The 22,323-nt window shown below is 72.8% G+C and carries 18 protein-coding genes; 14 read left to right on the top strand and 4 right to left on the bottom strand.

Annotated features, from left to right (window positions below):
- Positions 1 to 139 precede the first annotated feature (139 nt).
- Positions 140 to 505, bottom strand: a complete 366-nt coding sequence (locus tag AB0946_RS27130) for an STAS domain-containing protein (protein WP_366763248.1) — start codon at positions 503 to 505, stop codon at positions 140 to 142.
- Between the two features lie 583 nt (positions 506 to 1,088).
- On the opposite strand from AB0946_RS27130, the gene AB0946_RS27125 reads away from it, so the two are divergent.
- The 8 genes from AB0946_RS27125 (at position 1,089) to AB0946_RS27090 (ending at position 11,786) form a co-directional block, all read left to right on the top strand.
- Complete coding sequence (locus tag AB0946_RS27125) at positions 1,089 to 5,069, top strand: SpoIIE family protein phosphatase (protein ID WP_366763277.1); 3,981 nt, start codon at positions 1,089 to 1,091, stop codon at positions 5,067 to 5,069.
- Positions 5,069 to 5,380 (top strand): STAS domain-containing protein, encoded by a 312-nt coding sequence (locus AB0946_RS27120; RefSeq protein ID WP_366763247.1) that lies wholly within the window; start codon positions 5,069 to 5,071, stop codon positions 5,378 to 5,380. Before AB0946_RS27125 ends, AB0946_RS27120 begins: the two co-directional genes overlap by 1 nt.
- Positions 5,381 to 5,468: 88 nt before the next feature.
- Positions 5,469 to 5,864, top strand: coding sequence for an STAS domain-containing protein (locus AB0946_RS27115; RefSeq protein WP_366763246.1), 396 nt, complete (start codon positions 5,469 to 5,471; stop codon positions 5,862 to 5,864).
- A gap of 120 nt (positions 5,865 to 5,984) precedes the next feature.
- The gene (locus AB0946_RS27110; protein WP_366763245.1) at positions 5,985 to 6,266 is read left to right on the top strand and encodes a hypothetical protein; all 282 of its coding nucleotides are present in this window, start codon (positions 5,985 to 5,987) and stop codon (positions 6,264 to 6,266) included.
- A complete protein-coding gene (locus AB0946_RS27105; RefSeq protein ID WP_366763244.1) occupies positions 6,263 to 7,216 on the top strand; it encodes a sensor histidine kinase in 954 nt (317 codons plus the stop codon). Before AB0946_RS27110 ends, AB0946_RS27105 begins: the two co-directional genes overlap by 4 nt.
- A gap of 120 nt (positions 7,217 to 7,336) precedes the next feature.
- On the top strand, positions 7,337 to 9,697 hold the full coding sequence (locus AB0946_RS27100) for a SpoIIE family protein phosphatase (protein ID WP_366763243.1): 2,361 nt from the start codon (positions 7,337 to 7,339) through the stop codon (positions 9,695 to 9,697).
- A complete protein-coding gene (locus AB0946_RS27095) occupies positions 9,669 to 10,511 on the top strand; it encodes an RNA polymerase sigma factor SigF (protein ID WP_366763242.1) in 843 nt (280 codons plus the stop codon). The genes AB0946_RS27100 and AB0946_RS27095 overlap by 29 nt, the downstream gene beginning before the upstream one ends.
- A gap of 258 nt (positions 10,512 to 10,769) precedes the next feature.
- Positions 10,770 to 11,786 (top strand): YihY/virulence factor BrkB family protein, encoded by a 1,017-nt coding sequence (locus AB0946_RS27090; RefSeq protein ID WP_366763241.1) that lies wholly within the window; start codon positions 10,770 to 10,772, stop codon positions 11,784 to 11,786.
- A 335-nt stretch (positions 11,787 to 12,121) separates the two neighbouring features.
- Here AB0946_RS27090 and AB0946_RS27085 read toward each other — a convergent pair whose 3' ends face one another.
- The gene (locus AB0946_RS27085; RefSeq protein WP_366763240.1) at positions 12,122 to 12,556 is read right to left on the bottom strand and encodes a MarR family transcriptional regulator; all 435 of its coding nucleotides are present in this window, start codon (positions 12,554 to 12,556) and stop codon (positions 12,122 to 12,124) included.
- Positions 12,557 to 12,754: 198 nt separating this feature from the next.
- On the opposite strand from AB0946_RS27085, the gene AB0946_RS27080 reads away from it, so the two are divergent.
- From AB0946_RS27080 to AB0946_RS27065, 4 genes are all read left to right on the top strand, one after another.
- On the top strand, positions 12,755 to 13,915 hold the full coding sequence (locus AB0946_RS27080; protein ID WP_366763239.1) for a PP2C family protein-serine/threonine phosphatase: 1,161 nt from the start codon (positions 12,755 to 12,757) through the stop codon (positions 13,913 to 13,915).
- A 149-nt stretch (positions 13,916 to 14,064) separates the two neighbouring features.
- A complete protein-coding gene (locus AB0946_RS27075; protein ID WP_366763238.1) occupies positions 14,065 to 14,931 on the top strand; it encodes an STAS domain-containing protein in 867 nt (288 codons plus the stop codon).
- 103 nt (positions 14,932 to 15,034) lie between these two features.
- A complete protein-coding gene (locus AB0946_RS27070; RefSeq protein WP_366763237.1) occupies positions 15,035 to 15,481 on the top strand; it encodes an anti-sigma regulatory factor in 447 nt (148 codons plus the stop codon).
- 166 nt (positions 15,482 to 15,647) lie between these two features.
- Positions 15,648 to 16,835, top strand: a complete 1,188-nt coding sequence (locus AB0946_RS27065; RefSeq protein ID WP_366763236.1) for a PP2C family protein-serine/threonine phosphatase — start codon at positions 15,648 to 15,650, stop codon at positions 16,833 to 16,835.
- Between the two features lie 24 nt (positions 16,836 to 16,859).
- Here AB0946_RS27065 and AB0946_RS27060 read toward each other — a convergent pair whose 3' ends face one another.
- Complete coding sequence (locus tag AB0946_RS27060; RefSeq protein WP_366763235.1) at positions 16,860 to 17,357, bottom strand: MarR family transcriptional regulator; 498 nt, start codon at positions 17,355 to 17,357, stop codon at positions 16,860 to 16,862.
- A gap of 694 nt (positions 17,358 to 18,051) precedes the next feature.
- Here AB0946_RS27060 and AB0946_RS27055 point away from each other — a divergent pair.
- The gene (locus AB0946_RS27055; protein ID WP_366763276.1) at positions 18,052 to 19,719 is read left to right on the top strand and encodes a PP2C family protein-serine/threonine phosphatase; all 1,668 of its coding nucleotides are present in this window, start codon (positions 18,052 to 18,054) and stop codon (positions 19,717 to 19,719) included.
- Entirely contained in the window at positions 19,716 to 20,711 is a 996-nt protein-coding gene (locus tag AB0946_RS27050; protein ID WP_366763234.1) for an STAS domain-containing protein, read from the top strand. Before AB0946_RS27055 ends, AB0946_RS27050 begins: the two co-directional genes overlap by 4 nt.
- 103 nt (positions 20,712 to 20,814) lie before the next feature.
- On the opposite strand, the gene AB0946_RS27045 is transcribed toward AB0946_RS27050, so the two are convergent.
- Positions 20,815 to 22,083 carry an APC family permease gene (locus tag AB0946_RS27045; RefSeq protein ID WP_366763275.1) on the bottom strand — a complete coding sequence of 423 codons (1,269 nt, stop codon included), beginning with the start codon at positions 22,081 to 22,083 and terminating at the stop codon, positions 20,815 to 20,817.
- Positions 22,084 to 22,323: the final 240 nt, after the last annotated feature.

Genomic DNA, 22,323 nt, shown 5'->3' with positions numbered 1-22,323 from the left:
ACGGCCTGGCGGCGCCATGGGGCCGGAAGGAGCCCGGCTCGGCAGGAGCGGTCCGTCTTCCGGCGGGAACTCCGGGACGCCGCAGCCCCGCCCGCACGGCGACCACCCCGACGCCGGCCGTGGCACGGGCGACCGTGTGTCAGCCCTCGTTCAGGGCGTCCACGGCCTCCTCGACGCTGGAGTGCAACGTGAACATCTGGTCGAGGCCGACCACGCGGAAGAGCTGGGTCATGGCGGGGCTGGGCCGCGCCACCGAGAAGGAGGAGCCCAGGGCCTCGGCGCGCCGGCAGGCCGTGATCAGCACGGTGACGCCGGTGGAGTCGCAGTACTCCAGTTCCGAGAGGTCGGCGACGATGCCTGTGCCGGGGCCGCGCAGCACCTCTTCGACGGTCTGCCGGAGGCGGGGGCCCGTGTAGTGGTCCAGCTCCCCGGCCACCCGCAGCACCACCGGCCCCGTCGGCCAGGCCTGCGTGGCGATGGCGAGGGTGCTTCCTGTCTCGTTCACCGGATCTCCTGTGCGGCGAGTCACCTACGGCGAGGCAGCGGATGCCGTTCGGCAGTGGTCGATCGTGCGAGAAGCACGCCCACGGAGCGGGTACCCGGTCGCCCCGCGCCGTCCGCACAGGCTCTCCCGCCCGCCCCATTATGCTATGAGCCGCAACTGCTCGTCCGTGGAATCACCCGTATCCCGTATGCATCATGCGTTCGTGGTGTCCGGGGCGAGGGCGTCCGCACCGGAGGAGCCGTCACCCGTGCGAGAGGGCAGTGGGCACCCGCGGGCGTCGGGCGCCGGTTCCGGGGCAGTCAGGGACATAGGCACGCGATCAGGCATGAGGCGTGCGATCGGCATGGCAACGGCCGCAGGGGCGGGCCGGGCACGAGGGGACGGGTGTCGCGTGGAGGATTCGCACACGGCTGGACACGGACCGCGGCCGACGGCCGCCGACGGCGACGTGTTCGCCGCCGACCGGGAGGTGGGCGGAGATCTCGCCCGGGTGGACTGGGCGTCCACGCCGCTCGGTCCGCCGCCGGAGTGGCCGCAGAGCCTGCGGACAGCCGTCAGCATCCTTCTCTCCTCCCGGTTTCCCATGTGGATGGCCTGGGGTGAGCAGCTGACGTTCTTCTGCAACGCCGCCTACCGGCGTGACACGCTCGGCCGCAAGTACCCGTGGGCGCTGGGGCGGCCCGCGAACGAGGTGTGGGCGGAGATCTGGGACGACATCGGCCCGCGCATCGAAGCCGTGCTCCGTACCGGGAAGGCCACCTGGGACGAGGGACTGCTGCTCTTCCTGGAGCGCTCCGGATACAGCGAGGAGACCTACCACACCTTCTCCTACAGTCCGCTGCGGGACGACTCCGGCGCGGTCGTGGGCATGCTCTGCGTGGTCAGCGAGGACACCGAGCGGGTGATCGGCGAGCGGCGGATGGCCACGCTGCGAGACCTGGGCTCGGACCCCAGCGTGATCCGTACCGAGCGGGAGGTGCTGGCCTTCGCCGACCGGCAGCTGAACCGCAACCGGAAGGACCTGCCCTTCACCCTCACCTACCTGTTCGACGGCGACACCGCCCGGTTGTCCGGCAGCACCGGGGTCCCCGCCGGGCACCCGGCCGCACCGACCACCCTCTTGGTGGGGGACCCTGACGCCGTGTGGCCCGCGGCGGCGCTGGCCAGGGGCGAGACGGTGTCGGTGCCGCTCACCGGCGACGTCTTCGCCGACCTGCCCTGCGGCGACTGGCCCCAGCCCCCCGTGCAGGCGCTCGTGGTCCCGCTGCTGCAACAGGGCAGCGCACCCTACGGTTTCTGCGTGGCCGGACTCAACCGCTACCGCGTGCCGGACGAGGGCTACCGGGGCTTCGTCGAGCTGACGGCCGGACACATCGCCTCCGGCATCGGCAGCGCCCGCAGCTACCAGGCCCAGCAGCGGCGGGCGGAGGAGCTCGCCGAACTGGACCGGGCCAAGACCACCTTCTTCTCGAACATCAGCCACGAGTTCCGGACCCCGCTGACCTTGATCATGGGACCCGTCGAGGACCTCCGGACCCGGCTCGCCGACGCGGACGACCACGTACGGCAGGAGCTCGACGTCATCCACCGCAACGGGCTGCGGCTGGGCAAGCTGGTCAACACGCTGCTGGACTTCTCGCGCATCGAGGCGGGCCGCATGCAGGCCCGTTACGAGCCGGTCGACCTCGCCGTGGTCACCGCGGAGCTGGCCAGCGTCTTCCGCTCGGCCATGGAGAAGGCCGGCCTCGCGTTCGACGTGGACTGCGCGGCCCTGGACGAACCCGTGTACGTCGACCGCGGCATGTGGGAGAAGGTGGTCCTCAACCTGCTCAGCAACGCCCTGAAGTTCACGTTCGACGGTACGGTCCGCGTCGGCGTCCGCGGAGCCGGCCGGCACGCGGTGGTCACCGTCGCGGACACCGGGATCGGCGTGCCCGAGGCGGAGATGCCCCGGCTGTTCGAGCGCTTCCACCGCATCGAGAACGCACGCTCCCGGTCGAACGAGGGCAGCGGCATCGGCCTGGCACTGGTACAGGAACTCGTCGGTCTGCACGGCGGCACCATCACCGCCGAGAGCACCGAGGGGAAGGGCACGGCGTTCACCATCCGGATACCCTTCGGGACCGCCCACCTGCCCTCCGACTCCGTGGTCCCCGAAGCGGGCGGCACCGCGGCGTCCGCCACCGCCGACCCCTACGTCCAGGAGGCCCTGCGCTGGCTTCCGGGCGGTACCACCGGCGCCGAGACCGACCCCATGGCGATGCCCGCCGAGGCGAACACCACCGCCTCCGGCCCGGCGCCCGTCGCCACCGCCCGCGTGCTGGTGGCCGACGACAACGCCGACATGCGCGAATACCTCACACGCATCCTGTCCGGAGCGGGATACCAGGTCACCACGGTCACTGACGGCGCGGAAGCCCTCCACTCCGTCCGCCGCGACACCCCCGACCTCGTCGTCAGCGACGTGATGATGCCCCGGCTGGATGGACTGGAGCTGGTGGCGCGGCTGCGCGCCGACACTCGCACGGCCTCGGTACCCGTCCTCCTGCTGTCGGCGAGGGCCGGGCAGGAGGCGTCGATCGAGGGCCTGCAGGCGGGCGCCGACGACTACCTGGTCAAGCCCTTCGCCGCTGCCGAGCTCCTGGCACGCGTGCGCGCGAACATCGAACTGTCCCGGCTGCGCAGCCACCACGTCCGCTGGCGGGCGGCGCTCATCGACTCCCTCCAGGAGGCGTTCTTCGTCTGCGACGAGTCCGGAGCCGTCGTCGAGATCAACACGGCTTTCACCGACATCCTCGGCTACGGTCCCGAGGACCTGCCGTACGCACCGGTCCACCCCTGGTGGCCGGACGCGGCGACCGACGCCGAGGCACACCGTCAGGTCGGTGACGCCTTCACCGCCTTGCTGGAACACCCCCAGGGCTCCTACACCGTCCCGGTCACCCACCGTGACGGTCACCGTGTGTGGGTGGCCGTCACCTACAACAGGGCCGAGGACCCCGACACCGGACGCAGCGTCACCGTCGGCACCTTCCGTGACGTCACCGCCGAGCACTACGCCGTCCAGCGCGAGACGGCGCTGGCCGCGCTGAGCACGTCCCTGTCCAGGGCCGCCAGCCTGCCCGAAGCACTGTCGGGTGCCCTCGCCGAACTGAGGGCGCTGTGGCGCGCGCGGAGCGTGGTCGCCGCCGTCTTCGGGCGCGGTGACGTGCCCGCCCTGACCGCCACGGACGCGGACCTGCGCTGGGAGGACCTGCCCGCCGAGCGCCGGGAGGAAGTCGCCGCGCTGTGCGGCCGGCCACCGCTCACCCCGGTCGCCGCGGACACCGGCGCCGGAGTCCTGCTCGAACATCCGCACGGCCCGCTGGCCGTGTGGATCGATCTGGGCGAGAACCGGCCGTTCACCTCCGAGGACCGGCTCCTGCTCTCCCTGCTGGCCGGGCACCTCGCCCAGGGCCTGGTACGGGCCCACCAGATCGACCAGCAGCGGGAGACCGCCATCGCGCTGCAGCGCGCCATACTGGGTCCGGCCCGGCTCCCCGACGGCTTCGCCGTGCGGTACGAACCCGCGACCCGCCCACTGGAGGTGGGAGGTGACTGGTACGACACCGTCGCCCTGCCGGACGGGCGGATCGGCATCGTGGTGGGCGACTGCGTCGGACGGGGCCTGGAGGCGGCCAGCGTCATGGGACAGCTGCGCAGCGCCTGCCGCGCCCTGATGCTGCGGGAGCCCAGCCCGTCCCGGACACTGATGGCACTCGACCAGTTCGCGGCGAGCGTTCCCGGCGCGCTGTGCACGACCGTCTTCTGCGGCGTCCTCGATCCCGGCACCGGCGACCTGACCTACTCCAGCGCCGGCCACCCCCCGGGCATCCTCGCGCACCCCGACGGCACCACCCGGCTGCTGGACGAGGGCCGTTCCCTGCCCCTGGCCGTCCGCCCGGGCAGGCAGCGCCCGGAGGCCCGGTGCACCCTGCCCGCGCGGGCCACGCTGCTGCTGTACACCGACGGGCTGGTCGAACGCCGCCGGCGGCCGCTCAGCATCGGGATAGACGAGGCGAGCGAGGCCGTGCAGCGGGGCCGTGACGTGCCCGTCGACGACCTCGCCACCGAGGTCATGGCGCGGCTCGCCCCGGTCGGGGGCTACGACGACGACGTGGCGCTGCTGCTCTATCGCCATCCGGCGCCGCTGGAGCTGTCGTTCCCGGCCGAGTCGTCCCAGCTCGCCCCCGTCCGCAAGGCGTTGCGCAACTGGCTCGCCCAGTGCGGCCTGCCTGCCAACACCGTGCAGAACGTACTCGTCGCCGCGGGGGAGGCGTGCGCCAACGCGATCGAGCACGGCCACCGGCACACACCGGGCGAAGCCGTGCGGCTGCGCGCCGAAGCCTTCGTGGACAACCTGCGCCTGACGGTCGCCGACAGCGGCCGGTGGAAGGTGCCGCAGCCGGAGCTCAACGCCCACCGCGGCCGGGGCGTGACCCTGATGCGGGCCATGATGCAGCAGGTCACCATCACTCCCGGCCCGTCCGGCACCACCGTCGACATGCAGATGAGGATCGCCTGATGACCACCGCGCTCACGCTCACCCCCGGCCGGCACCCGGACGGTACCCCCCGTCTCTCCGTCAGCGGCGAGATCGACATGAGCAACGCCGGCTCCCTCGCCGACGCCCTCGAGGCGGGATCGGGCCCTCTCGTGGTGGACCTGACCGGGGTGGAGTACCTGGACAGCGCCGGACTGAGCGTGCTCTTCGCCCACGCCGACCGGCTGGAACTCGTCGTCAGCCCGCTGCTGGAGCCCGTTCTCACGGTCTCGGGCCTCGCCGACCTGGTCACCGTCCGCGGCTGCGGAACCGACGACGCGCCGCAGCCATGACCACCTGTCACACGGCGAACCACGCCCCGCCCCCCGACGTCACCGCCCGGCGCACACCACCGCAGCGCCCGAAACCCGGCCAGGAGTGATGACCGACGTGTCCGAGACCCTCGACATGACCGTCCAGCACATCGGCGACAACACCGCCGTCGTCGCCGTCGCCGGAGACGTGGACCTGCACACGGCGCCGGCCCTGCGCGCGCACGCCCTCGACCTCGTGGAACAGGGCGTGCCACACCTCGTCCTGGATCTCGCACGCGTGGACTTCGTCGACTCGACGGGGCTGAGCACCTTCATCTCCCTTCTGCACACGACACGGGAGGCAGGTGGCTCGCTCCGCCTCGCCGACGTCCCCGACCGCCTCACGCGCATGGTGACCATGACGGGCATCGCGCAGCTGCTACCCGTCCACCCCACGGTGGCCGACGCGCTGGCCGGGGGACCCGTCGGCACCGCGCCCGACGGCGCCGGTGCGACCGGCTGAGCCCGCGGACGTGAGCCCGCGGACGGGGTCCGGTTTCCCGGGCCGCGCGCGGCCTGCGGTAACTTGTCACCTGCGCACGCTACGGGGTCCCGCCGCGCGAGGGAGGAAAACGGTGGTCTGATGCACGGCATACCCGCTCAGGCGCGCGGCGAGTCCGCGGCCGCCCGGCACATGGCGGTGCGGTGTTCCACCGACGAGGCACGAACCGCTCATCCGGTGGCCTCCGTGCGGACCGGGACCGACGGGGGCGAGCAGGCCCGGCACCTCGCCGACGCGGCCGGCCCCGGTCACATGACGCGTACGCTCGCCGAGCGGGGCGAGCGGAGGACCGGCAAGGTGCCCCGCAGCGCCCGGCAGGCACCCGGTGAGCCGGCCGGCGGCCTGGGGGAGGCCGGGCGGTGACGACGTACACACGACCGTCGGTCACACCCGGCCGGACCGGGACGGTCCGCCACCCCGCCTTCTTCTACACCACGGACGAGGACTACCTGAAAGGCGTGGGCGACTTCGTGCGCGGCGAGGCCGCGGGCGGCCGCCCCCTGCTGGTCGCCGTGCCCGGCGACCAGCTGCGCCTGCTGCGCGACACCGTCGGCACCGCACACGAGGGCGTCAGCTGGGTCGACATGCGGCAGACCGGACGCAATCCGGGACGGATCCTGTCGATGCTCCAGGAGTTCGCCGACCAGCACGCGGACCGGCGTCCGTCCATCGTCAGCGAACCGATCTGGGTCGGCCGCACTGCCGCGGAAGCACGCGAGGCCACGCGCCACGAGGCACTGATCAACCTGGCCTTCGCCGGCCGCGACGCCACGATCCTGTGCCCCTACGACACCGCCCTGCCGGAGCGGGTACTGGCGCAGGCGCACCGGACCCATCCCGTCGTCGGTGATCCGGAGGGCCACCGGGACAGCCCGGCCTACGCGCCCGCACACGCGGTGTGCCGCGACTGCGACGAGCCGCTGCCCGAACCGGTGGACCCCGTCGTCCTGCGCTTCGCGGAGGGTGACCTCGCGAAGGTCCGGGGCGTCGCCGCCGACTGGGCGGCGGCGCAGGGCCTGTCGGCGCGCCGCCGTACCGACTGGCTGCTCGCCGTCAACGAGGCCACCGGCAACTCGGTCCGGCACGGCGGAGGGCACGGCACCCTGCGGCTGTGGCGTGCGGACGACACCCTGATCGCCGAGACACGGGACCGCGGCCGGCTCCACGACCCCCTGGTCGGCCGGCGCCGCCCCGACCCGCTCTCCCCGGCCGGCGGCCGGGGCATGTGGATGATGCACCATCTGTGCGACCTGGTGGAGATCCGGACACCGCCGACAGGACTGGTCGTACGCCTGCACCTGGCGCTGGACTGAGCCCGGCGTCCTTCCGGCGGGCTTGCACCGGGCATCCCGGTGCACACGACCCTGGGTGAGGCATGGACCGATGCCGAACGACATGATGGCTGCCGGAAGGCGGCCGGTGAGGGGGGCGAGGTGACGGCTGAACGTGAGCGGCGGTCGACGGGCGGCATCAGCCGCTCCGCAGCGGCGCGCGACACGGACGAGGACCTGTCGCTGCTGTTCGGGACGTCGACCGCGCTGTTCGCGTCCATGGCGGGGCCCGCGCACGTGCTGGAGGCGGCGAACCCGGCGTTCTTCGCGGCGGTCGGGGGCGGCCGGCGGGAGCGCACCGGTGTACCGCTGGCCGACCTCATGCCCGAACTGGTCGACCAGGGATTCATCGCGCTGCTGGACCAGGTGTACCGGTCGGGGGAGCGGCACGTCGGCCGTGACGCGCGCGTCGTCATCGGAACCGGAGCGGACGCCCGTGAGGCGTACTTCGACTTCACCTACGAGGCCCGCCGCGACGCCGGCGGCAACGTCGTCGGCGTGCGGATGATCGGCGTGGAGACCACCCACATCAAGCACGCCCGGCGACTCGCCGCCGAGCAGCGCGCGCTGCTGGAGCAGATCGCCCGGCGCGCCCCGCTGCCCGAGGTGCTGGACGGCATGTGCCGGGCGATCGAGGAGCTGTCACCCGACGTGCTCGTCTCCGTCCTGCTGGCCGACGACGACGGCCGGCACCTGCGGCACGGCGCGGGTCCCAGCCTGCCCGGCTTCTACAACCAGGCCATCGACGGCATCGCCACGGGGGAAGGCGTGGGCTCCTGCGGCACCGCCGCCCACCGGCGGCGGACCGTCGCCGTCAACGACATCGCCACCGATCCCCTGTGGCACGACTTCCGCGACCTCGCCGCCCGCGCCGGACTCGCCGCCTGCTGGTCGACGCCGATCCTCGCCCGCGACGGCCGGCTGCTGGGCACGTTCGCGATGTACCACCGCACCCCGCGCGCCCCCTACGACAGCGACCTCGCACTGGCCCGCGTGTTCGCCGACACCGCGGCCCTCGCCATCGAGCGCCACCACGCCGAACAGGCCCGGCTGGCGGCCGACGCCAGGGAGAAGGCGGCCCGCGACGACCTCGCCTTCCTCCTGACCGCCAGCACCGCCCTGGCCGGCCGGCTGGACGAGAAGCAGACGCTGGAGTGCCTGGCCGCCCTGGCCGGCCCGGCCCTGGCCCCCCTGGCCGCGGTCGACGTCATGGAGGCCGGACGCGTGCGGCGGGTGGCGGCCGCCGCTCCGACCGAGCAGGCGCGCGACCTTCTCCTCGCGCACGCGCCGGCCGGCGGGGACGAGGCGGTCGACCGCGTCCTGGCGTCCGGGCTGACCGAAGTGGCCCGCCGTACCCCGACCGGGCCCGGTCCCTGGCACGACCTGGGCGTCACCGGCTACGTCTGCGTGCCCCTCGTGGACCGCGGGCGGCCCTTCGGCGCCCTGACCCTCCTGTCCACCGGGGAGCACTGCTTCGACGGGCACCGGATCGCCCTGGCGGAGGAGCTGGCCCGCCGCGCCGCCTCGGCCGCCCGCAACGCCCGCCAGTACGCGCAGCGCGCCGCCATCGCCCGCGACCTGCAGACCGGTCTGCTGCTGCCCGGCCTGCCCGACATCCCCGGTGCCGAACTGGCCGCCTTCTACCACCCGGCCGGCGAGGGGCTGGAGATCGGAGGCGACTTCTACGACGTCTTCCGCCGGGACGACGGCAGCTGGGCCTTCATCCTCGGAGACGTCTGCGGGCGCGGTGCCAAGGCCGCCACCACGACCGCCCTCGTCCGCCACACCGCACGCGCTGTCGCCCCGCTGCTCGACGACCCCGTCGACGTCGTCAAGGCCGTCGACAAGGCCCTCAACGACCGCAACGCCCACCAGAACAACGGCTTCGTCACCCTCGTCTACGGCCACCTCGCACCGGCCGCGGGCGGACTGACCGTCCACCTCGTCAGGGCCGGTCACACGATGCCGCTGCTGCTGGATGCGGATCACACGGTCGCAGCGGTCGAGGCGCCCGGCGGACTGCTCGGCATCGGCATACCGCCCAGGCTCACCGGACGCCGCTTCACCCTGCGCCCCGCCGAGAGCCTGTTCCTGTACACCGACGGCATCACCGAGTGCCGGGCCGCCGGAACCGACCAGTACGGCGACACCCGGCTGGCCAAGGCGCTGGCGTCCGTTCCGCCCCGGCCGGCCGCCGCGGAGATCCTGCGGACGGTCGCCGAGGACGTACGCGGCTTCCTGGGCGGCGGCCGGGACGTGGAGGACGACCAGGCGGCCCTGGTCATCACCGCCGTGGAACCGACGCGGTGCGCCGGTGCCGCCGCAGGAAGCCGGGACACACCAGGAATGCCGGCAGGCAGCCGGGGTAGACGCTCGCCTGTCGGCCGACGGACCGGCGAAGACGACAGACCGATCAACTGGGAGGGGCGCGACCGTGGCGACGACGACCGTGCGGACCAATGAGCAGACGGTGACCGTGCCGGAGATCGCGGACCCGACCAAGGTGGCGCCCAAGGACGCGCGGGAGCTGTCGAAGCTGTTCTTCGACCAGCTGGCGGTGCTGGAGGAGGGCACTGCGGAGTACCAGTACGCCCGCAACACGCTGATCGAGATGAACATGTCCCTCGTGCGCTTCGCGGCGGCCCGGTTCCGCAGCCGCGGCCAGGAGGAGATGGAGGACATCGTCCAGGTCGGGATGATCGGCCTGATCAAGGCGATCGACCGGTTCGAGCTGTCCCGCGAGGTCGAGTTCACGTCCTTCGCCGTGCCGTACATCGTCGGCGAGATCAAGCGCTTCTTCCGTGACACCTCTTGGGCGGTGCACGTCCCGCGCCGGCTCCAGGAGGCCCGCGTCCAGCTCGCCCGTGCCAACGAGGAACTGCGCAGCCGGCTGGGCCGCACGCCGACGGTCAAGGAACTGTCGGAGCTGATGTGCCTCCCGGAGAACGAGGTCGTCGAGGCCCAGCTCGCCTCCAACGGCTACAGGTCCGCCTCCCTGGACGCCGCGATCAACGGCAGCGAGGAGGGCGAGGCCGCGCTGGCCGACTTCATCGGTGACGAGGACGCGGCCCTCGGCCTGGTGGAGGACTTCCACGCCCTCGCTCCGATGATCGCCGAGCTCGGCGAACGCGACCGCAAGATCATTCACTGGCGCTTCGTCGAGGAACTGACCCAGGCCCAGATCGGCGAACGGCTCGGTGTGTCGCAGATGCACGTCTCGCGCCTGATCACGCGTCTGCTGGCCCGCCTGCGCGAAGGCATGATGAGCACCACCTGAAACCGGGGGCCGTCGGCCGGACCACCCACCGGCTCCGGCTCAGCGGCGCGCTCGGCGGCGTGACACGGGGTCCGCGGGCCGGCCGGCGCTGCCGAGCACGACCGGCCACTCCACACGGCTGGAGAACCGCCCGCCCGTTTCGGAACGGTGTGGGCGGAGACTTCTGATGGCGTGCGGTGCGTAGATTCGTCGCCCAGGGCGCCGACCATCCGGTGCCTGCTCCCCGTGCGGCCGAGCGCCCTGCACCGGGGGTGAACCATGAGTGTTCTCGCACGCCTGGACGGCTATCAGAGACGGCATCGCTGGGTGGGCCAGCCGCTCGCCGTCGTGTACAAGTTCTACGACGACCAGGCGTTGTACCTCGCGGCCCTCCTCACCTATTACGGCTTCCTCTCCCTCTTCCCGCTGCTGCTGATCCTCGTGGTCGTCCTGAGCACCTTCCTCAGCGACGACCCCCACCTGCGGCAACGGGTCCTGGACTCCGCCCTGAGCGAGTTCCCGGTCATCGGTGACCAGATCGGGGAGAACATCCGCTCGTTCCACGGCAACGGTGTGGCCCTGGCCGTCGGCATCGCCGGCAGCCTCTACGGTTCTCTCGGCGTCGCCCAGGCCGCGCAGTACGCGCTCAACAAGATCTGGGCCGTGCCGAGGCACGCCCGCCCCGATCCGCTGCGGTCACGCCTGAAGGGCCTCGTCTTCCTGCTGCTCCTGGCACTCGGACTGTGTGCCTTCACCCTGCTGTCCGTGGCGGGATCGGCGACGGGCGTCCTCGGCGCACGGTTGCGGGGCGCGACCTGGATCGCCGCCACGGCCGGTTCCGTGTGTCTCAGCACCATGCTGCTGCTGTTGAGCTACCAGCTGCTGACGCACCGGCCACTGCCACTGCGCCGGCTCCTCGGCGTGGCGCTGGGCGCCGCCGTCGCCTGGCAGGCACTGCAGTGGGTGGGCTCCTACTACGTGAGCCACGTCCTGCGCGGTGCCACGGCCACCTACGGCCTGTTCGGCATCGTGCTGGGCCTGCTCGCCTGGCTCTATGCCGGGGCGCTGATCTTCGTCACGGCCGCCGAGGTGGGAGCCGTGCAGATCATGCGGCTGTGGCCGCGCAGTCTGCTGACGCCGTTCACGGACCGGGTGCACCTGAGCCCGGCGGACCGCCGTGCCTACCGGTCGTACGCGGCGACCGAGGCGTTCAAGGGCTTCCAGAAGATCCGCGTGCACTTCGAACCGCCGCCCGACGACCCGCGGCACGACCAGCCGCCCGGCGACACCCGGTGAGACGGTGAGCCCCGCGCGCGGGCGTTCGCACCGGCCCGGACGGTTGCCGGCCGGGCGCCCCGCGCGCGGTCGGCCACTTCCGGAGTGATTGATTCCCCTTCCCGGGTGACTCCGAGACGCTGCTCACAGCGGGCGGCGGTGACGGCGGGGTATCCGAACCGGGAGACTCGCGGACCTGACTGTTGCCGTTTGACAACTATGGCCGTGAGGCAACAAAGTGTCGGAGTCGTGACGCCCGGGGAAGGAACCGCAATGCTCCGGTGGACGGAGGTCGCTCCGTGTGCCGGCCATCCAAGCCCTGAACCGCGGGGGCGACCGGTGGCTCGGCCCTGTGTTCAGGCCGTCTGGTCTCCGGCGTCCGGCGCGGTGTCGTGTATCTGCAGTGCCGCCGTGTTGCAGAACGCCTCGAGCCCTTCCAGGAGCGCGGTCCGCTTGGCGGCGGGCATCAGCTCCAGGACCGCGTGCAGTTCCCGCTCCCGGCGCGCACGCAGGTCGTCGAGGAAGGCGCGACCGCGGCTGCTGAGGTGCAGCCGTACCTCGCGCCGGTCGGCCGGGCTGACCGCCCGCTCCACGAAGCCGGCGGCCACCAGGCGGTCGCACAGCCGGCTGGTGGACGGCGGGGTGGAGGCGAGGGAGTCGGCGAGGGTGCGCAGGTTGATGCCGTCCTGGTGTTCGAGCATCAGCAGGACGCGCAACTGGGACGGAGAGGCGGGCGCGGTCGAGGCCCGCCCCCAGAGGACTTCCAGCAACTCCACGGCCGTCAAGGTCACGCGTGCGACTTCGGCGGGCTCTGGGCGGGGGCGGAAGACAGTCACCGTCACACTCTCGCAGGCACTGGGACGGCCGCCAGCGTACTAGGTGCCGGGAGCGGCAAGAGATGGTTCGGACGAACGGTGCGATTCGACGCCGGGTGACCTCGTCACCCGGGCCGGACCCGTGTCCGTCGAAAGATAGGTGTTTTGACCGTCGTGAACAGATTTGTGACCGCCGAGCGCGCCCTGCGCACGGCGGCTCCGCACGAGTTGTTCGACGCTGTGCGCGGTGTCCTGGCCAAGGAGTACGCCGCGCGCTCCGTCGAGTTGTACCTGGCCGACTACGGGCTCACCGTCCTGCAGCCGGTGTCGGTGGCGCCCCACGCGGCGGAGCCTGTGCCGGTGCACGGCAGCGCCGCCGGTCGTGCGTTCGGTGCCCAGGAGCCGTTCGTGGAGGTGCCCCCCGAGGGCCCGGCACGCGTGCATCTGCCGGTCACCGTGCGAGGGGACCGGCTGGGCGTGCTCTCGGTCACCCTGCCGGACGGGGACGCCGAGCCCGGCCGTCTGGACGAGCTCGCGGACATCGCCGAGGTGCTCGGCCACGAGATCGTGGTCGCCGAACGGGACACGGACGTGTACCTCCAGGCCAGGCGCAAGGACCGGCTGACCCTGGCCGCCGAGATGCAGTGGCAGCTGCTGCCCGGTCGCGCCTGTTCCCGTCCCGAGTACGAACTCGGCGCGCAGCTGGAGCCGGCGTACGCCATCTACGGTGACAACTTCGACTGGTCCGCCACCGCGGACCACCTCATGCTCTACGTCACCAACGGCATGGGGGAGGGCATAGAGGCCTCCCTGCTCACCAACCTGGCCATCAACGCGCTGCGCAACGCCCGGCGGGCCGGGATCGCCATCGACGACCAGGCCGCCCTGGCCGACCAGGCGGTGTACGCCCATTACCAGGGGCGCTGCTACCTCTCCGTGCTCATGTTCGACTTCGAACTCGCGACGGGCCGGGCGAAGGTCGTGGACGCCGGCTCACCGCAGTTGCTGCGGCTGCGCGACGGATCGGTCGAGCGTGTCGCCTTCGAGGCGCAGCTGCCGCTCGGGATGTTCGAGGAGACCGACTACGTGGCACAGGAGTTCCAGGTCGAGCCGGGGGACCGTCTCGTCTTCGTCAGCGACGGGGTGCACGCGGTCGCCTCACCCAAGGGGGAGGCGTACGGGGACGCCGCGCTCGCTCGGGCGATCACCTCCACCCGCCTCCTGCCGGCCGCCGAGGTGCCGCGCGCCATCCTGCGCGAGCTGACCGGCCATCGGGGCCGCTCCGTCCCGGACGACGACGCGCTGGTGGTGTGCCTCGACTGGCACGGACGCTGAAGCCGCGCCGGGGCGGTCGCGTCCACGAGCCGGATGTGTCGATGCTGTGTCGTTTCACCGCGCCCGCAGCGCCCATGCTTGTCATGAGACAATAATTGCCGCTGTTGTGTCCGACGCGTCGGCGCAGCGGCCCGTCGCGGAGGGAGACGATGCAGGTGCCGGAGCAGGCCGCGGAAGGGCCGGCGGCGCGGGAACTGGGGAACTTCCTGGAACGCCGCCGCGAACAGATCGCCCAGCGGTGGGCGGACCTGCCCCTTTTCTGCACCGTGTTCACCGTCTCCCGCGACGAGGCCGTGGAGGCGTGCAAGGTCGTGATGGACGCGCTGCGCGAGGTCGCGTCGAGCGGCCGGCTGGAGAACGTCGCGGCTTGCGGATTCGACTCGGTGCGCGAGCAACTGGGGCGCATGGCCGCCTCGCGTGCGCGCAGGGGCATCAGCCCGGCGCGGATCGGGAACGAGGCCGCCGAACTGCTGCGCGGCGAGGACCTCCCCGATCACGAGGCGCGGGAGGCTCTGCTGGCCCTCACCGTCCTGATGGGGACGCTGCGGCTGGTGATCATGGAGACGACCGTCCTGGCCGGCGACGAGCTGATAGCCCGCCAGCGGCGGCAACTGCTCGAGGTGGCCACGCCCGTGATCAGCCTCTGGGAAGGCGTCGTCGCGGTGCCCCTGATCGGCACGTTGGACAGCGCCCGCAGCCAGGTCGTCATGGAGTCGCTGCTCCAGGCCGTCGTGGAGCGGCGGGCCCGCCACGCGATCCTCGACATCACCGGCGTCCCCGCGGTCGACTCGCTGGTCGCGCACCACCTGATGCAGACGGTCGCCGCGGTGCGGCTGACGGGTGCCGAGTGCATCGTCTCCGGCATCCGTCCCGCCATCGCGCAGACGATCGTGCACCTCGGCATCGACCTGAGTCCGGTCCTCACGCGCGGCTCGCTGGCCGACGCCCTGGAGTACGCGCTCGCCCGGCAGGGCATCGAGGTCTCCCGACGCGCGGCCGGTGCGACACCGCGATGACGGCCCCCTTCCCGGGAGGCCGGCCCACCGCGCCGCCGGCGGAACCGTGGGCCGGCTTCCCGGCCTCCCGAGGCCGTCGACTCGCTTTCGCGGGGGGCGTGTGATGCCCGCCTTCGACCCCACCGCAACGACCACCATGCCCATCGGCTCCGACGCGGATCTCGCGTGGGTCCGCCAGCGGGTACGCCAGTGCGCGGCCGGCCTCGGTTTCGGTCTGGTGCAGCAGACCAAGCTCGTCACCGCGGCCAGCGAGCTGGCCCGGAACACCCTGGTCCACGGCGGAGGCGGACAGGTCGAGATCACCTCACTCGCCGACGGCCCGAGGCGGGGGATCCGGCTGGCCTTCACCGACAGCGGACCCGGCATCGGCGACGTGGACCTGGCGATGACCGACGGCTACAGCAGTGCCTGCGGTCTCGGGTTGGGCCTCGGCGGGGCCAGGCGGCTCGTGGACGAGCTCACCGTCGACAGCCGGGCGGGCCAGGGCGCCGTCGTCACGGTCGTCGCCTGGGTGACCGGCGCGCCCGCCGACCGTAGGGGGAACGGGTGACGCGGGTGCGGAATCCGCCGGCCACGACTCCTCCCGGCGGCGGCACGTGGCGGCCGGTGAGACCCGGGTCCCTGCCGCCCGGGCGCTCGTCCCACCGCCGATCCCGCCGGAAGCCGTCCCGGAACGCGATAGCGTGGAGGCCACAAGGGGAGAGGATGGAGAAGCCGTGAACGCCTCTGAACCGGTCCCGTCCGTGGAAGCCCAGCTGCGCGCCGCTCCGCCCCACGCCCTGGTGGCCACCGCCGACCGCCTGCTGGCGCAGCGCTTCGGCACCCGGGGCCTGACGCTCCTCCTCGCCGACTACGGCCTGAGCGTCCTGCAACCCGTCACCGATCTCCCGCACACCGGCGAACCGGTCTCCGCGCACGACGGTCCCGCCGGTACCGCCTTCACCACGCAGAAACCGGTGATCGAAATCACCTCCGAACCGGCCACCGAGCTGGTTCACCTGCCCATCACCGTACGCGGTGACCGACTCGGCGTGCTCAGTGTGCGGGTGCCCGACACCTCCACCGACCCGGGTACGGTCCTGCGGCTCGGGGAATTCGCCACCGCACTGGGCCACGAACTCACCACGGCCGGCCGGGACACCGACCTGTACGTCCTGGCACGCCGCACCCGCCGTCTCACCCTCGCCGCCGAAATGCAGTGGCAGCTCCTTCCGGGCACCGGCTGCGTGCGGGACGAGTACGTCATCGGCGCCCACCTGGAGCCGGCCTACGCCATCGGCGGCGACAACTTCGACTGGTCCACCAACGCCGACCACCTCACCCTCACCGTCACCGACGGCATGGGCCAGGGCATCGACGCCTCCCTGCTCACCAACCTCGCCGTCGGGGCGCTGCGCAACGCCCGCCGGGCCGGGATCGGCCTCGCGGACCAGGCGTGCCTCGCCGACCAGGCCCTCTACTCGCAGTACCGAGGCAAGTCGTACGCCTCCACCCTCCTGCTGCGTTTCGACCTCGCCACCGGCCGGGTCCGTGCCGTGGACGCCGGGTCCCCCCAGCTGTACCGCCTGCGCGGAACCAGGATCGAACGCGTCGAACTGGAGGCCCAGCTGCCCCTCGGCATGCTCGAGGAGACTCTCTACGAGGAGCAGGCGTTCCAGGTCGAGGCGGGAGACCGCCTGGTCGCCGTCAGCACCGGCGCCCACGGCACCCGCTCGGCGACCGGAGAGGTGTTCGGCGAGAGCGTCCTGCGCCAGATCCTGAGCGCGACCAGGGGAACACCACCGCACGAGACGGCACGCTCGGTCGTCGCCGGCCTCCTGGAGCACGTGGGCCACCAGGACCTGCTCGCCGACGCGGCCGTCGTCTGCGTCGACTGGAACGGCCGTCCCGGCGGGGCACCCTGAGGGAGCGTGGCCGGACGGCCGGCCCTACGGTGTCTCCGGTGACCTGGGCGGCACCTTCCCGTGGGCCGCGAAGAAAGCTTTCATGCCGCGGACCAGCGCCGCTCGCTCCGCGGGCGCCATCTGCGCCAGCACACCGGCCAGGGCCTGGGTGCGCCGACGGGCCACGTCTCCCAGCACACGGCGCCCCTGCCCCGTGAGCCTCAGCTGCACCTCACGGCGGTTGCGCGGGTGCAGCGAGCGCTCCAGCATCCCGGCCGCCTCCAGCCGGTCGCACAGCCGGCTGGCGGTGGGGAGCCCTATGTCCAGCCGTTCCGCCAGCCCGGTGAGGTTCACCTCCGGCGCCGTCTCCAGTGCCCTGAGCGCCCGCAGCTGGTGGAGGGACAGCCGTACAGCCGCCTCCTGGGCGGCCGTCGACCACAGGTTCGCGAGACTCTCCACGGCATCGGCGATCTCACGCGCGCCGACGCTCGGCACGTCGCCCGAGCCCTCAGCGCGGTCGTCGGCGCCGCCGGGAGAAGTCACGAACACATCACTTTCCGTAGGATCCGGGTGCTGCGGGCATCACCCATAATCTCTCGCTGTACCCGAGTGGCCTGCCCACAAGCAGCGTTCGTGGCGCGGGACCACCCGGCCGCCCCGACAGGTACACCTGAGCGGCCCGCCCGCCGCTCCGGCGGCGGCCACGGACACCGCGTGACCGGCAGCCGACGATCGGCTCCCTCCCCTTGTGCCGGAACGGCTGTCCGGCCTTCCGCGGCGGGGTGCCGCGCGCCCGGACGCGGGCGGCGACCGGGACGGCCGGCGACGCGCTTGCGACGACCGAGCGGGTCGGCAGCGCCGGAAGCGGGGTCCGGGCCGCCTCGCCAGCCCGCGCGCCGGCCCGGCCGGCGACGTCGCAGCCCCGCCCGGCCACCGGCGTCCGGGGCGGCACCGCTCCCCGGCCGGCCGCACGACCGTCACCGTCATCCATGAGGCGGATGCTCTCACCCCCGACGCTCCGACATTTCCCCGGCCACGACTGCGGCTCCCCTTCCCCGAAACGTCGATGACATGCCCGTGACTCGGCCACAGGATCCGGGCGAAACGGATGCAAAGGTCCGGTGCGACTTTCCGGGACGGGTTGCGACGGCGGGCACGGGTGCGGGACTGTTGCCGTACGACATCTGTTTCCCCATGACAGGAAGGTGGTGAGGTACGCACGTGCGTGCCTCCGCTTGTGTCTTCTTCCCCCGGTACCTCCGCCCGTTCCCCCGATGCCGGCCACACGGTCGGCGCGACCTGGACTGACGCCCCCTGTCCCGTTCTCATCGTCGACCGGCACGGCGGCCTCCTGGAGATCAACGGGGCCGCCCGGAGACTCCTCCCCGGTGCCGTCCGCGGCGACTGGCTGCACGAGCACGTCCCGTCCTGGCTCACCGACGCCCATCAGCGCATCGGTGAGGGACAGCGCGGCACGCGCGCCGAGCCGCTGAACGGGCCCATCAAGGAGCGCCACTTCGAGGCGCACCCGACGGCGACCGACGACGGCGACATCGTGTGGTGGCTGGTCGACGACACCGACCGCCGCCTGGCCCAGGCCGCGCTGACCGACGCGCAGACGCGCACCGAGATCCTCTCGGAGGTGTCCAGCACGCTGCTGTCCACGCTGAACGTGCCGCGCTGCATGGAGGTGACCGCCGCCATGGCCGCGGAACACCTCGCCGACGCCGCGGTCCTCGTCGCCCCGCCCAAAGGACGGCGCCACCCGCTGACCTACGCCACCAGGGGCCGGCCGGCCACCCAGCTCACGCGACTGGTCGACGTCTCCGGCGTACCGGGCCTGACCGAGGCCCTCCAGGGCTTCCCGCCGGTGCCGGCCCGCTGGATAAACCCCGCCGACCTCCCCGACTGGGTCACCCCGGACGGTTTCGCCGGTCCGGTCGGATCCGTGATCGTCGCTCCGCTGCCCGGCCACGGCGTACCGGCCGGAGCCCTGATCCTGATGCGGGCCAGCACCGAGCAGTCCTTCACGGAAGGCGAGGAGGTCTTCGCCCGGCTCTTCGCCGCGCGGGCCGGCGCGGCGCTCTCCGCCGCCCGCCTGTACAGCGAGCAGGCCACCGTCACCGCCACGCTGATGCGCGAGTTGCTGCCCCCGCCGCTGAGCAGCGTGAACGGAGTGGAGTACGCCGGCGGGTACCGCGCCGCCAAGGACCACGAACGGGTCGGCGGGGACTTCTACGACGTCCACCCCGGCTCCGACCCCTCCCAGGACACCCTCGTCGTCCTCGGCGACGTCGCGGGCAAGGGCCTGGACGCGGCGGTGCTCACCGGCAAGATCCGCAACACACTCCACGCGCTGCTGCCGCTGACCGACGACCATCAGCGGGTCCTCGACCTGCTCAACGGCGCGCTTCTCACCTCCCGTCACACACGCTTCGCCACGCTGGTCCTCGCCTCCGTCCGCCGCCGCGGCAGCCGGGCACGGCTCCGGCTGACCAGCGCCGGACACCTGCCGCCGCTGATCCTCCGCGCCGACGGGACGGTGGAAGAAGTACACGCCAGGGGGACCCTCGTCGGCGCACTGCCCGCCGTCACGGCGCACACGGTCGAAACGGTGCTGGCGCCGGGGGAGACCTGCCTGCTCTACACCGACGGCATCACCGAAGCGCGCGGCGGACCGCTCGGCGACGAGTTCTTCGGCGAGCACCGCCTGCGCCGGGCCCTGGCGGAGTGCGCGGGTCTCCCGGCCGAAGCGATCGTCGAACGCGTGCAGATGCTCGCCGCCCAGTGGCTGGGCGCCGGACGCCACGACGACATGGCCGCCGTCGCTATCAGCGTCCCCCGGACCGGCCCCCTGACCGTTCTCAACGGGCGGTCCGCAGCGAGGAACAGGAGCAGTACGTGAGGTACCCCACCGCGGCGGCCGACCCGCCGGACCGGCTGTGTGAGGCAGCGGCCGACGGCGTCGCACACACGGCCGCCCACATACCCTTCGAGGCAGCGGCCGACGGTGCGGGCGAGGAGACGCCGCTCCTGGAGGTGCTCGCACGCGTCCAGGAGGGAGCCGGGCCCGAACGGGCCGCAGGTCGCACCGCACCGGCACAGGAACATGCCACGACCGCCACCGCCGAACGGCCGGCCGCCGCTTTCGCGTACCGCGGTCCGGCACCGGAACGCCACGCCCCTTCTCACGGCCGCGCCGACGGCGCATGGGACGCCGTCCCCGCCCGGTTCGTCGCCGAGGCCCTCCGCCCGCGCGGCCGGCGGGCCGACCACCCCGGCGCCCGGCCCCCCGCACGGCATACGGTCGCCCACCCGCACCGCACCAGCCCCGACGCCGTCCTGCTGCCCGCATCGCACCTGCCGGCCGCCCATGCCGTCGGCGCGGACGTCAGGCACGCCCCGGCAGCCCCAGGAGTTCCCCCGCGCACCGCGCCTGCCGCACGAGGCGGTGCCGCGGTGCCCGACCGCACCCCCCCGTCCCGTCCCCGGCCCCCACATGCAGGCATGACCGACCCGAACCCCACCGAATTCACCCTCACCGTCCTCCGCACGGCCGGCACGCTGACCTTGCGGGTGGGCGGCGAACTCGACTACGACACGAGCGACGGCCTGACCGACATGGTCGTCCGGCAGCTGACAACCGACGAGGCCGGGCTGAGCGACGTACGTCTCGACTTCCGCGATCTGACGTGGATCGACTCCTCGGGCCTGACCGCGTTGCTGATGGTCCGTCGCCGTACCGAGGCCGCCGGCGCCACGCTGCACCTGGACCACCGGCCCGAGGTCCTGGAGCGCCTGCTGCGCCTGACGAACGTGCTGGAACACCTCACCGCCCCCGTGACGGAAGAGGAGACCCGGGACCGGCGCCTGAGGACCGCGAGGAGTGACGGCTGATGCCCCTGGGACACTGATCCTCGCCGAGCGGGCCCCGCTGTGCCGACTCTGGGTCACCTGGGGCCACGGGGAGAGAACCCGGGCCGCAGGCCCCCGGCGTCGCTCAGGAGGAGGCCCGGCGGCGGTGCCGGGCGGCGACGGCCCCCAGGACCACACCGACCGCGATGACGGCCAGCCCGCGCGCCCAGACCTCGGCCTCGATCTGCGTGGCGAGCGCCACGCAGGAGGCCGCCCCCAGGACGGGGACGGCGGTGTACGCCCGGAAGTGCGGGCGGTCGGAGCGGTCGCGCCGCTGGACGAGCACCGCGGTGTTGACGATGAAGAACACCACGAGGAGCAGCAGCACCAGGGTGGAGGCGAGGCTTGCCACGTCACCGGTGAGCGCCAGCAGGAAGGACAGCACGGTCGTGGCCGCGATAGAGGCCCACGGCGTACGGCGGCCGGGGAGCACCCGGGTCAGGAAGCGGGGCAGGAGCCCGTCGCGCGCCATGCCGAAGGCCAGGCGGGAGCTCATGATGCCGGTGAGCAGCGCGCCGTTGGCCACGGCGACGAGGGCGATGGCGCCGAACACCTTCGGCGGTACTCCGCCCGCCTCCTTCACCACCTCCAGCAGCGGACCGCTGGAGCGGGCCAGCGTCGCGGTGGGGACGGCGGCCGAGGCGACGACACCCACCAGGACGTACACGGCTCCGGCCGTCACCAGGGCGCCGAAGAGGGCCCGCGGATAGGACCGGCGCGGGTCGCGGGTCTCCTCGGCGACGTTGACGGAGGTCTCGAAGCCGACGAAGGAGTAGTACGCGAGCACCGTTCCGCCCAGCACACCGGCGGCGGCTCCCGAGTGCGCGGTGCCGAGGTGGCTGAGCCTGCCGGGGTCGCCGTCGCCGCGCAGGAACAGCCAGACCCCGAGCCCGACGACGAGCAGCAGACCGCCGACCTCGACGACGGTCGCCGCCACGTTGGCGCGCGTGGACTCGCTGATGCCACGGGCGTTCAGCAGGGCCAGGGCGCACAGGAAGACGGCCGCCACCAGCACGACCGGAAGGCTGACGAAGACGGCCAGGTAGTCGCCGGCGAAACCCCGCGCCAGCGCGGCGACGGAGACGATGCCCGCGGCGAGCATGCAGAACCCGGCGAGGAAGCCGGTGAACGGCCCGTAGGCGAGGGTCGCGTAGTGGGAGGCGCCGCCCGCCCTCGGGTACTTCGTGGCGAGTTCGGCGTACGAGGCGGCCGTCAGAAGCGACAGCAGCAGCGCGAGGAGCAGGGGCAGCCACACGGCGCCGCCCGACTCCGCGGCGATCTGGCCGACGAGGACGTAGACACCGGCGCCCAGCACGTCGCCGAGGATGAAGAAGTACAGCAGGGGGGTCGTCAGCGCCTTCTTGAGCGCGGGGGCAGCGCTGTGCGGTGAGCCGTCCGTCTCAGCAGTTGAAGGCGTGGAAGGAGTGGAAGGAGGTGTCACCACACCCGCCTACCCCCTGGGACCGGCCGCAGACGGGGACGGGCGTGTGATGCGCGCGGACCGTTCCGGCACGGCTCGGTGTCCGCCGAGTCCGCCGTCGGCCGGGTTGCCGTCGACGCCCAGACGCCCAGACGCCCGACGTGCTTGCGGAGC

The organism is Streptomyces sp. NPDC046870, from assembly GCF_040704595.1.
GTDB lineage: Bacteria > Actinomycetota > Actinomycetes > Streptomycetales > Streptomycetaceae > Streptomyces > Streptomyces argyrophylli.
Note: the sequence above shows the minus strand (reverse complement) of the source record. Positions and strands in the feature narration are given on the sequence as shown.